The sequence below is a fragment of the Frankia sp. AgB32 genome (assembly GCF_023243045.1).
Taxonomy (GTDB): Bacteria; Actinomycetota; Actinomycetes; order Frankiales; family Frankiaceae; genus Frankia.
Genome location: NZ_JALKFX010000078.1, coordinates 1 through 11505 on the forward strand (window position 1 = coordinate 1; position 11505 = coordinate 11505).

At 72.7% G+C, this 11505-nt stretch carries 11 protein-coding genes; all 11 read left to right on the forward strand.

The window, feature by feature from the left end:
- Positions 1–211, forward strand: a 211-nt coding sequence (locus tag MXD60_RS30395) for a hypothetical protein (protein WP_518468270.1), incomplete at its 5' end; no start/stop codon positions are given.
- Positions 212–770: 559 nt separating this feature from the next.
- Positions 771–2597, forward strand: a complete 1827-nt coding sequence (infB, locus tag MXD60_RS19365) for a translation initiation factor IF-2 (protein ID WP_518468272.1) — start codon at positions 771–773, stop codon at positions 2595–2597.
- A 79-nt stretch (positions 2598–2676) separates the two neighbouring features.
- Entirely contained in the window at positions 2677–3003 is a 327-nt protein-coding gene (locus MXD60_RS19370; protein ID WP_248820737.1) for a DUF503 domain-containing protein, read from the forward strand.
- Positions 3004–3138: 135 nt separating this feature from the next.
- A complete protein-coding gene (rbfA, locus tag MXD60_RS19375) occupies positions 3139–3684 on the forward strand; it encodes a 30S ribosome-binding factor RbfA (protein WP_248820738.1) in 546 nt (181 codons plus the stop codon).
- Between the two features lie 67 nt (positions 3685–3751).
- The gene (locus MXD60_RS19380) at positions 3752–4372 is read left to right on the forward strand and encodes a DHH family phosphoesterase (protein WP_248820739.1); all 621 of its coding nucleotides are present in this window, start codon (positions 3752–3754) and stop codon (positions 4370–4372) included.
- Complete coding sequence (gene truB, locus MXD60_RS19385; RefSeq protein WP_248820740.1) at positions 4369–5289, forward strand: tRNA pseudouridine(55) synthase TruB; 921 nt, start codon at positions 4369–4371, stop codon at positions 5287–5289. Before MXD60_RS19380 ends, truB begins: the two co-directional genes overlap by 4 nt.
- 66 nt (positions 5290–5355) lie before the next feature.
- Entirely contained in the window at positions 5356–6285 is a 930-nt protein-coding gene (locus MXD60_RS19390) for a bifunctional riboflavin kinase/FAD synthetase (RefSeq protein ID WP_248820741.1), read from the forward strand.
- A gap of 230 nt (positions 6286–6515) precedes the next feature.
- Positions 6516–6785 carry a 30S ribosomal protein S15 gene (gene rpsO / locus MXD60_RS19395; RefSeq protein ID WP_009742365.1) on the forward strand — a complete coding sequence of 90 codons (270 nt, stop codon included), beginning with the start codon at positions 6516–6518 and terminating at the stop codon, positions 6783–6785.
- 289 nt (positions 6786–7074) lie between these two features.
- Complete coding sequence (locus MXD60_RS19400; protein ID WP_248820742.1) at positions 7075–9264, forward strand: polyribonucleotide nucleotidyltransferase; 2190 nt, start codon at positions 7075–7077, stop codon at positions 9262–9264.
- A 10-nt stretch (positions 9265–9274) separates the two neighbouring features.
- Positions 9275–10618 (forward strand): M16 family metallopeptidase, encoded by a 1344-nt coding sequence (locus MXD60_RS19405; RefSeq protein ID WP_248820743.1) that lies wholly within the window; start codon positions 9275–9277, stop codon positions 10616–10618.
- A 43-nt stretch (positions 10619–10661) separates the two neighbouring features.
- Positions 10662–11414, forward strand: a complete 753-nt coding sequence (dapB, locus tag MXD60_RS19410) for a 4-hydroxy-tetrahydrodipicolinate reductase (RefSeq protein ID WP_248820744.1) — start codon at positions 10662–10664, stop codon at positions 11412–11414.
- Positions 11415–11505: the final 91 nt, after the last annotated feature.

Here is an 11505-nt window from a genome sequence, read left to right on the forward strand (position 1 = left end):
GGCGGGGGGGGGGGCGGGGGCCGCGCCTCCCCCCGCCCCCCCCCCCGGCCGCGCGGCGGCCGGCGCCCTGGGGTGGGCCCCCCGCCCCCCCCGGTTCCGCGCCGACGGCCGGCGGTCCTCGGCCTGGGCCGCGGCCCGGTCCGCGGCCGTCCGCGCCCGGCAACAACCCGTACACGTCGCCGTCTGCCGGTCCGCGTTCGCCGGCCGGTAACTCGGGACCGCCCTCGGCTTCGCCGGCGCGTCCCGGTGGGCCGCGTCCCGGCCCCCGGCCGGGCGCCCCGCGTCCCGGTGGCGCTGGCGGCCCCGGTGGCCCCCGGCCCTCGCCGGGCTCGGTTCCGCCGCGTTCCGGTCAGCGTCCGGGTCAGGGCGGCGGAATGCCGCCGCGGCCCGGCGGCAGTGGCGGCCCGCGTCCCAACGCGAACATGTTCCAGCCCCGCCCGGCCGGCGGCGGCGGCAGCGGTGGCGCTCCCGGTCGTCCGGGTGGCGGCGGCGCGCCGGGCCGTCCCGGTGGCGGCGGTGGCGGTCCCCGTCCCGGCGGTTTCGCCGGCCGTGGTGGCGCTCCCGGTCGTCCGGGTGGCGGCGGCGCCGGCGCAGGTGCGCCGGGTCGTCCCGGTGGCGGCGGTGGCGGTCGGCCGGCCGCGGGTGGCCGCGGTCGCGGCGGCACGACAGCCGGTGCGTTCGGCCCCGGTGGCCGCGGACGTCCTGGGCGCCAGCGCAAGTCCAAGCGCGCGAAGCGGCAGGAGTGGGAGAGCGGGCTCGAGGCGCCGCGGATGGGCGCGATGGTCCCCCGTGGCAACGGGCAGGCCATTCGTCTTCCGCGCGGAGCGTCGTTGGCGGACTTCGCCGACAAGATCGACGCGAACCCGGGTGCGCTGGTCCAGGTCGTGTTCACCCAGCTCGGCGAGATGGTGACCGCGACCCAGTCCTGCACCGACGAGACGCTGCAGCTCCTCGGCGTGACGCTGGGCTACGAGGTGCAGATCGTCAGCCCCGAGGACGAGGACAAGGAGCTGCTGGAGAGCTTCGACCTGTCCTTCGGCGGCGAGTACGACGACGACGTCGAGCTGACCATCCGGCCGCCGGTCGTGACCGTCATGGGTCACGTCGACCACGGTAAGACGAAGCTCCTCGACGCCATCCGCTTCACCGACGTGGTCGCCGGCGAGGCCGGCGGCATCACCCAGCACATCGGCGCGTACCAGGTGCGCTCCATGGTCGACGGCAACGAGCGGCCGATCACCTTCATCGACACCCCGGGTCACGAGACCTTCACCGCGATGCGTGCGCGTGGTGCCCAGGTCACCGACATCGTGGTGCTGGTGGTCGCGGCGGACGACGGTGTGAAGCCGCAGACGATCGAGGCGCTCAACCACGCCCAGGCGGCCGGCGTGCCGGTGGTCGTGGCCGTCAACAAGGTCGACAAGGAGGGCGCCGACCCGGCCAAGGTCCGCGGTCAGCTCACCGAGTACGGCCTGGTGGCGGAGGAGTACGGCGGCGACACGATGTTCGTCGACGTCTCCGCGCGCAACAAGACCAACATCGACGGCCTGCTCGAGGCCATCATCCTGACCGCCGACGCCTCGCTGGACCTGCGGGCGGCGACGGGCACGGAGGCCCAGGGCGTCGCGATCGAAGGTCGACTCGACCGCGGTCGCGGTCCGGTGGCGACCGTGCTGGTCCAGCGCGGCACGCTGCGGGTCGGTGACTCGGTGGTCGCCGGCGAGGCCTTCGGTCGCGTCCGCGCCATGCTCGACGAGCACGGTGGCCAGGTCACCGAGGCCGGGCCCGCCCGGCCGGTGCAGGTGCTCGGCTTCACCAGCGTCCCCGATGCCGGGGACAACTTCCTGGTGGTGCCCGAGGACCGGGTCGCCCGCCAGATCGCCGAGCGTCGCCAGGCCCGGGAGCGCAACGCGGAACTCGCGCTCAGCCGTGGCCGACCGACGCTGGAGACGATCCTGGAGCGGATGAAGGAGGGCGAGAAGACCCAGCTCAACCTCATCCTCAAGGGCGACGTCTCCGGTTCCGTCGAGGCTCTCGAGGACGCCCTGCTCAAGATCGATGTCGGCGACGAAGTCGGTCTGCGGATCATCGACCGTGGGGTCGGCGCGATCACCGAGACCAACGTCATGCTGGCGTCGGCGTCGGACGCGGTGATCATCGGCTTCAACGTCAGGCCTCAGGGCAAGGCGACGGAGCTGGCTGACCGCGAAGGCGTGGAGGTCCGCTACTACTCGGTGATCTACCAGGCCCTCGAGGACATCGAGAACGCCCTCAAGGGCATGCTCAAGCCGGTCTACGAGGAGGCCCAGCTCGGCACCGCCGAGGTGCGAGAGGTCTTCCGCGTGCCCCGGATCGGCAACGTCGCGGGTGCGCTGGTCCGCAGCGGCATCATGCGCCGCAACGTCAAGGCGCGCCTTATCCGCGACGGCGTGGTCGTGGCGGACAACCTCACGGTCGAGTCGCTCAAGCGGTTCAAGGATGACGCGACCGAGGTCCGCGAAGGCTACGAGTGCGGTATCGGTCTCGGGTCGTTCAACGACATCAAGGTGGACGACGTGATCGAGGCGTTCGAGCAGCGGGAGGTTCCCCGCGTCTGAGGCACATCGCTGATCGGTGCCGGCCGGATCCGACTCCGGCCGGCACCGCCCGGCCCGTGCCTCGCAGCGGGACACGATCATGTGGATCGGGACCCTCAGCCTGGATCTCCTTCTCGGGGATGTGCATTCGCTGAAGGAGAAGCGGTCGGTGGTGCGGCCGATCATCGCCGAGCTGCGTCGCCGCTTCGCGGTCAGCGTCGCCGAGACCGGAGCGCTCGAGCTGCACCGGCGCGCCGAGGTCGGCATGGCGGTCGTCGCCGCCGACCGCGCGCACTGCGTGGAGGTCCTGCGTTCCTGCGAGCAGCTCGTGGCGCAGCGGCCCGAGGTGGAGATCCTCTCCGCACGCGAGCGACTCCTCGCCGAGGACGACGCCGACCCGCAGCTGGCGGCCGATATTCCAGACTGATTCAACAGCCCTGTCGCGCCGCACGGCGCTCTGCGCGGCGCGGGACAGTGATGCGCGTCACGGCGCCGGCGGTCCCGTCACGGCTGGTCTGAGCGAAGGGTCCCCGGCAGGGGATACGGATCTAGGAGGTGGACGGTGGCTGATCCGGCCCGGGCACGGCGGCTGGCCGTGCGGATTCGTGAGATCGTTGCGTCGTCGCTGGAGCGCGGCGTGAAGGATCCTCGGCTGGGCATGGTCACGGTCACGGACGTGCGGGTGACGCCGGACCTGGTCGACGCGACGGTCTTCTACACCGTCTACGGCGACGAGGACGCGCGGGTCGCCTCCGCGCAGGCGCTCGAATCGGCGCGTGGCCTGCTGCGCAGCCAGGTTGGCCGTGCCACGGGGGTGAAGAACACCCCGACGTTGACCTTCGTGCACGACCGACTTCCCGACGACGCGAAGCACATGGAAGACCTGATCAGCGTTGCCCGGGAACGGGACGCGCGGCTCGCCGAGACCCGCCGCGACGCCCGCCCGGCCGGTGACGACGATCCATACCGGCATCCGCGGGTCGTCGAGGACGACGACGAGGACGATTTTGGTGACCCATCCGTCGTCGATGACTCTGACTTCGCTGACGGTGTGGAGCTGGATCCGGCCTCGCCGGAAGGCGCGCCCACGTTCGGGCATCGGGAGTGACACGGCGCTGACGGGGACGGAGCCGCCCGCGAGCCGGGCGGCGGCGTACACGGCGAGGGGATGGGCGATGACCGAGGTGAGCGATGCCGGGACGGTTGTCGGTCAGCCGTCGACCCGGGGCGTTGGGCCGGCGCCGGACCAGGTGCCCACCTCGGCGCTGGGGGAACTGGTGGCGGCGCTCGTCGACGCCGTCGCCACCGGTGGGGAGATCCTGCTCGTCGCGCATGTCGGCTGTCTCAAGCTGCTCGGCGTGGTGATCGACCGGGCCCGGCTGGAGCCCGAACACGACCTGGTCTGGACCTGGTGTGGTGCGCAGGACCTGCGCAGGGCAGGCGTCGCCCTGGACGAGATCCAGGGGTTCATCGACACCCTGCGGATGGTGTCGGAGGTGGAGGTCGCGCTGATCTGCAAGCAGGAGGGTGGCGCCTGGAAGGTCTCCAGACGCTCCCTCGGCGGCATCGACGTGGGCGCGCTGTGCACCGAGGTCGGTGGCGGCGGCCATCGCCTCGCCGCCGGGTTCGCGTCGACCGCGGAGCTCGGGGCGGTCATGGACGCGGTGCGCTCGGCGCTCGCGCGGGCGCCACGGTTGCCCGGCCCGGCGCCCCTGGGCCTCGCCGGCCTGGACGCGGCCGCCGGAGCCGAACCGGGTCGCACCCCGACGGTGGGCCGGCTGCTGGGGGTGCGGTGAGCCCGCGTTCCCGCGCGGCCGCCGGTCCGCAGGTCGACGGGCTGGTCGTCGTCGACAAGCCGGCCGGGTGCACGTCGCACGACGTGGTCGCGCGGGCCCGGCGCATCCTCGGGCAACGTCGGGTCGGACACGCCGGCACCCTCGACCCGATGGCCACCGGTGTCCTGCTGCTCGGCGCCGGGCGCGGGACCCGGCTGCTCGGCCACCTCGCCCTCACGGACAAGGTGTATGACGCGACGATCCGCCTCGGCCGGACGACGACGACCGATGACGCGCAGGGCGAGCCGGTCGAGGACCGGCCGGTCGACGTCGACCCGGATCGTCTCGCCCGGGCGATGACCGTCCTGACCGGGGTGATCGACCAGGTGCCGTCGAGCGTGAGCGCCGTGAAGGTGGACGGGGTGCGCGCCTACGCCCGGGTGCGCGCCGGCGAAGAGGTCACGCTCGCCGCCCGGCGGGTCACGGTGCACCGCTTCGACCTGCTGGCCCGCCGGGCCGCCGGCGCCGCGTCCGATCCGGCGGGAACCGACCTGGACGTGACGGTCCGCTGCTCCAGCGGTACCTACATTCGGGCGCTGGCCCGTGATCTCGGCGCGGCGCTGGGCTGCGGGGGGCATCTGACCGCGTTGCGGCGCACGGTCGTGGGACCGTTCGGGCTGGACCAGGCGGTGAGCCTCGACACGTTCGGTGAGCTGGGCCGCGCGGCGGTGACACCGCTGGCGGAGGCGGTCGCGGCCGGTTTCGCCCGCCGCGACGTGGCCGCCCCGGCGGCGGTCGACGTGTCCCATGGTCGCCGGTTGGCCCCGGTGGGACAACCGGGTACCTACGGCGTGTTCGGCCCGGACGGGGCGGTGCTGGCGCTCGTGGAGGAGACGGCGGACGCGGTCCGCTCGCTGGTCGTGTTCGCCCCGGCCTGACCGGCGGCCCGCCGACGGTGGGTGCCGGCCGGACCGCGCCGAGCGAGAATGTCCTAGGCTTCCCCCGTGCAAACGTGGCGAGGCGCGGAGAACACGCCAGCCGACTGGGACGGCGGGGTCGTCACGATCGGCTTTTTCGACGGGGTGCACCTGGGGCATCGACAGATCATCGGTCGGGCGGTGCGGCGCGCGCACGATCGCGGCGAGCGTGCCGGCGTCCTCACCTTCGACCCGCATCCGGGCGAGGTGCTGCGCCCCGGCAGTCATCCCGCGTTGTTGACGACGCTTCGCCACAAGGCCGAGCTGCTGGCGGCGATCGGCGTGGACGCGCTGTGCGTGCAGCCGTTCACGCTGGATTTCAGCCGGGTCACGGCGGCGGACTTCGTCCGGGACGTCCTGGTCGAGCGGCTGCGGGCGAGTGTCGTGGTGGTGGGGGAGAACTTCAGCTACGGCCACCGGGCGGCCGGCACGCTGGCCACCCTGACGGCCGACGGCGCCCGGGCCGGGTTCGAGGTCGACGGGGTGCGCCTGGTCCGCTCGGGCGAGGAGGTGCTGTCCTCGACGGGGATCCGCAGGCTGGTCGCCGATGGCGAGGTGGAGGCGGCTGCGGCGGCGCTGGGGCGCCCGCACCGGGTCGAGGGCGTCGTCGTGCACGGCGAGGCGCGCGGCCGGACGATCGGTTACCCGACGGCCAACATCGAGGTGACGCCCTGGGCGGCGGTGCCGGCGGACGGCGTCTATGCCGGGTTCGCCTGCCTGGCCGACCGGCGGCAGCCGGCCGCCATCTCGATCGGTACGAATCCGACCTTCGCCGGGCGGGAGCGGCGGGTCGAGGCGTTTCTGCTGGACTTCGACGGGGACCTCTACGGCCAGTACCTCGCCTACGAGTTCACCCACCGGTTGCGCCCGACGTTGCGGTTCGACTCGGTGGACGACCTGGTCACCCAGATGGCCGCCGACGTCGAGACGACCCGGGCGGTCACGCTGCCCGTGTGACCGCGCCCGGGTGTCCCCCCGCCCGGCCGGGAAATCCCTGCGCGGGCGGCGACCCGCGGGTCCGTCGACGGCCGGTGGCTGGCCGGTTCCCCTCGGATTGATAGGCTTCGGGATCAGGCGGGTGCGGCGTGACCGGATCAGGCGGCGAACTGGCCGTCGACCGGCTGTCGGTCCGGGTGTTGAAGACCCCGGGCGCGCGCCGTCCCGAAACAGAAATGGAGAGGTGCAGCGTGCCGCTCGCGAGCGACGTCAAGCAGAAGATCATGTCCGATTACGCCACCGTCGAGCGGGACACCGGCTCGCCGGAGGTCCAGGTCGCGATGCTGACCAGGCGGATCAGCGACCTCACCGAGCACCTCAAGGTGCACAAGCACGATCACCACAGCCGTCGCGGCCTGCTGCTGCTCGTGGGTCGCCGCCGCCGGCTGCTGAACTACCTGTCGAAGACGGATATCAACCGATACCGGGCGCTGATCGAGCGCCTCGGACTTCGGCGATAGCGCGGAGAGGGAGCGGCCCCGCCGGGGACGCTCCCTCTGACGCATCGGGGGTAGAACTCCGAATGCGTCGTCCCGCCGGCGGGTTCGCCGTCGGCGGGTGGAGGACCTGACCGGGTCCGTGGTGGCGAGAGCCGCCGGTCCTCGGTCGTGGTTGCCGGGAGCGGGCCTGACCCGTGGTCCCGGGGGCTTCGACTGAGCACCGGCATCGGCACCCTCGAGGACGCGGACCCGGCCGGAGAACAAGATCGGCTGCGTGGACCCGGCCGACAAAGAGGATGGAGTGGTTCGAGTGGACGACTCGACACATGCGGCCGAGGCAGTCATTGCGACTCCGGCTGGCAACCGCACGGTGCGGTTCGAGACCGGTCGGCTGGCCAAGCAGGCCGCCGGCTCGGTCGTCGCCTACCTGGGCGACACAATGGTGCTTTCGGCCACGACGGTCAGCAAGCAGCCCAAGGAACAGCTCGACTTCTTCCCGCTGACGGTGGACGTCGAGGAGCGGATGTACGCCGCCGGGCGCATCCCCGGCTCGTTCTTCCGCCGCGAGGGGCGGCCCAGCGAGGACGCGATCCTCACGTGCAGGCTCATCGACCGGCCGCTGCGCCCCTCGTTCGCGAAGGGCCTGCGCAACGAGATCCAGGTCGTCGCCACCGTGCTGGCGCTCGACCCGGACACGCTCTACGACGTCGTCGCGATCAACGCGGCGAGCGCGTCGACGACCCTGTCCGGTCTGCCGTTCACCGGCCCGATCGGCGCGACCCGCGTCGGGTACGTCGACGGCGAGTGGATCGCCTTCCCGACGCACACGGAGCTGGCCCGGGCGACCTTCGACATGGTCGTCGCCGGCCGCGTCGTGGACGGTGGCGATGTCGCGATCATGATGGTCGAGGCGGAGGCCACCCCGGGCACGGTGGAGCTGATCGCGGGCGGCGCGCCGGCGCCGACCGAGGAGGTCGTCGCGGCCGGTCTGGAGGCGGCCAAGCCCGCCATCCGTGAGCTGTGCCGGGCGCAGAGCGAGCTCGCCGCGCTCGCCGGCAAGGCCACGCGGGAGTTCCCGGTCTTCATCGACCACCAGGACGACGTGCTCGACGCGCTGTCCGCGGCGGTCGGCGACGAGCTGTCCGCCGCGCTGCGCATCGCCGGCAAGGCCGAGCGGGAGACCGAGCTCGACCGGGTTCGTCAGCTCGCGGTCGAGAAGGTCGCCGCCCAGTTCGAGGGGCGGGAGAAGGAGATCGCCCCCGCCTACCGGGCGCTGACCAAGAAGCTCGTCCGCTCCCGGATCGTCACCGAGGGAGTGCGGATCGACGGCCGGTCGACGGCCGAGATCCGCGCGCTGTCCGCCGAGGTGGACTACATCCCGCGGGTACACGGCTCGGCGCTGTTCGAGCGGGGCGAGACCCAGATCCTCGGCGTGACCACGCTGGCGATGCTGCGCATGGAGCAGACGGTCGACACGCTCAACCCTGACCGCACCAAGCGCTACATGCACAACTACAACTTCCCGCCGTACTCCACCGGTGAGACGGGCCGGGTCGGTTCGCCGAAGCGCCGCGAGATCGGCCACGGCGCGCTCGCCGAGCGGGCGCTGCTGCCGGTGCTGCCCAGCCGCGAGGAGTTCCCCTACGCGATCCGCCAGGTCTCCGAGGCGCTGAGCTCCAACGGCTCGACGTCGATGGGCTCGGTCTGCGCGAGCACGCTGTCGCTGCTCAACGCCGGTGTGCCGCTGAAGGCACCGGTCGCCGGCATCGCGATGGGGCTCATCCACGCCGACGACGCCTACGTGACGCTGACCGACATCCTCGGTGCCGAGGATGCCTACGGCGACATGGACTTCAAGGTCGCCGGCACCCGGGACTTCGTCACCGCGCTGCAGCTCGACACCAAGCTCGACGGCATCCCCGCGTCGGTGCTGGCCGCCGCGCTGCAGCAGGCCCGCGGCGCCCGGCTGACGATCCTCGACGTGATGGCCGAGGCCATCGGCAGCCCGGACGAGATGTCCGCGAACGCCCCGCGGGTCATCTCGGTGAAGATCCCGGTAGACAAGATCGGCGAGGTCATCGGGCCCAAGGGCAAGATGATCAACCAGATCCAGGCCGACAGCGGCGCCGAGATCACCGTCGAGGACGACGGCACGATCTACATCGGCGCGGCAGACGGCCCTGCGGCCGAGCTCGCCCGGTCGGCGATCAACGCGATCGCCAACCCGCAGATGCCCGAGGTCGGCGAGCGCTACCTCGGCACGATCGTGAAGATCACGAACTTCGGCGCGTTCGTGTCGCTCACCCCCGGCCGCGATGGTCTGCTGCACGTCTCCAAGCTCAAGCAGCTCTCGGGCGGCAAGCGGGTGGAGAAGGTCGAGGACGTTCTCACCGTGGGCCAGAAGCTCCAGGTCGAGATCACCGAGATCGACAGCCGCGGCAAGATCAGCCTGTCGCCGAGTGCCGAGGCCGCGGACGCGGACGCGGCGGCAGCGTCCTGATCGCCGCGCCATGACCGACACCCCCCTGCCCGACCTGACCCGGCATCCGGGCAGCGCGGGCTCAGCGAGTCAGTCCCTGCTGGACGGCGCCGTGCGTCGCACGGTGCTGCCCGGCGGCCTGCGTGTCATCACCGAGCGCGTGCCAGGGGTTCGGTCGGCCGCGATCGGCGTGTGGGTCGGCGTCGGTTCCCGGGACGAGACCCCGGTGACCGCCGGCTGCTCCCACTACCTGGAGCACCTCCTGTTCAAGGGGACGCCGACGCGTGATGCGCTGACCATCAGCGCGTCCGTGGAGGCGGTCGGCGGTGACCTGAACGCGTTCACCGGCAAGGAGTACACCTGCTACTACGCGCGGGTGCTCGACTCCGACCTGCCGATGGCCGTCGACGTCGTCGCCGACATGGTCACCAGCTCGTTGGTGACCGCGGACGACGTCGAGGCCGAGCGTGGCGTGATCCTTGAGGAGATCGCCATGCACGAGGACGACCCGGGCGACGTCGTGCACGACGTGTTCGCCGAGGCGATGCTCGGGTCCTCGGTGCTCGGCCGGCCGGTGCTCGGCACGATCGAGTCGATCGAGGGCCTGGGTCGGGAGACGATCGCGGATTACTACCGCTCCCGGTACGTCCCGCCGGCGATGGTCGTCTCGGTCGCCGGCAACCTGGAGCACGAGCGTGCCCTGGAGCTGGTCGCGAAGGCGTTCGGCGAGCGGCACGGCGCCGGCGGCGATCCGTCGCCGGTACGCGCGGGGCGCTACGACTACCCGCCCGCGCCCGGCATCGTCGTCTCCGAGCGGCCCACCGAGCAGGCCAACCTCGTGCTGGGCACGGTGGGCATGTCCCGCCACGATCCGCGCCGGTTCGCCCTCGGGGTGCTCACGAGCGCGCTGGGTGGCGGGATGAGCTCCCGGCTGTTCCAGGAGATCCGGGAGAAGCGCGGGTTGGCCTACTCGGTGTACTCGTTCACCTCCCACTTCGCCGACGCGGGCCTGTTCGGCGTCTACGCCGGCTGCGCGCCCCGGCGGGCTGACGAGGTGCTCGCGATCGCCCGCGACGAGATCCGGTCGATCGCCGAGCGTGGGATCACCGCCGAGGAGCTCGACCGCGCCCGCGGGCAGAGCCACGGCTCGCTGCTGCTCGGCCTGGAGGACACCGGGTCGCGGATGAGCCGGCTCGGCAAGAGTGAGCTGGTCCATGGGGAGCTGCTGTCCGTCGACGAGATCATCGCCCGGGTCGATGCGGTGACTCTCGACGACGTCACCGCGATCGCCGTGACGCTGGCGGAGCAGCCCTGGGCCCTGGGCGTCATCGGGCCGTTCGACGACCACGACTTCAGCGCGGCCGTCGCCCGCTGACCCACGCGGGTTGGCGACGGGCGGCGGGCGGAGGAGGAGACGCATGAGCGAGCGGCTCGCGGTGGGTGTGCTCGGTGCCCGAGGCCGGATGGGTGCCACGGTGTGCGCGGCGGTCGAGGCGGCGCCGGATCTGGCACTGGTCGCCGCCCTCGACGCCGGCGAGGACCGCGGCCCGCTCGCCGCCGCCGACGTGGTCGTGGACTTCACCACGCCGGACGCGGTGCTCGAGAACATCCGCTGGTGCGTCGAGGCGGGCCGGCACGTCGTCGTCGGGACCACCGGGTTCGACGACGAGCGGCTCGCGACGGTGCGCGGCTGGCTCGGCGAGCAGCCGAAGACGGGCGTGTTCGTCGCACCCAACTTCGGCGTCGCCGCCGTGCTGATGATGACGTTCGCGGCGCGCGCGGCGAGGTTCTTCGACTCGGTCGAGATCGTCGAGCTGCACCATCCGAACAAGGTCGACGCCCCCAGCGGTACGGCCCGGCGCACCGCCGAGCTGGTCGCGCAGGCGCGCGAATCCGTGGGCCTGGCCCCCGGCGGCCCGGACGCGACCACCTCGTCGCTCGACGGCGCCCGCGGCGCCCGGGTGGCGGGCGTGCCGGTGCACGCGGTCCGCCTCGCGGGGCTCGTCGCCCACCAGGAGGTGCTGCTCGGCGGGTCGGGCGAGACGCTCACCCTGCGGCACGACTCCTACGACCGCACGTCGTTCATGCCGGGCGTCCTCCTGGCCGTGCGGCGCGTCGCCGACCTGCCCGGGCTGACCGTCGGCCTGGAACACCTGCTCGACCTGGACTGATCGACGGCCGTGGCGGCAGTGCTCCGCCGGCGGCGCGGGGCGTCGGCGTGACGCGGCACAGTCGCCGATCCGACGGTGCCGACAGCGACGG

Excerpts from the sequence above, each read along its gene's own strand:
- infB (WP_518468272.1), top strand. The coding sequence starts at position 771 with ATGGGCGCGATGGTCCCCCGTGGCAACGGGCAGGCCATTCGTCTTCCG.
- MXD60_RS19370 (WP_248820737.1), top strand. The coding sequence starts at position 2,677 with ATGTGGATCGGGACCCTCAGCCTGGATCTCCTTCTCGGGGATGTGCAT.
- MXD60_RS19380 (WP_248820739.1), top strand. The coding sequence starts at position 3,752 with ATGACCGAGGTGAGCGATGCCGGGACGGTTGTCGGTCAGCCGTCGACC.
- MXD60_RS19405 (WP_248820743.1), top strand. The coding sequence starts at position 9,275 with ATGACCGACACCCCCCTGCCCGACCTGACCCGGCATCCGGGCAGCGCG.
- dapB (WP_248820744.1), top strand. The coding sequence starts at position 10,662 with ATGAGCGAGCGGCTCGCGGTGGGTGTGCTCGGTGCCCGAGGCCGGATG.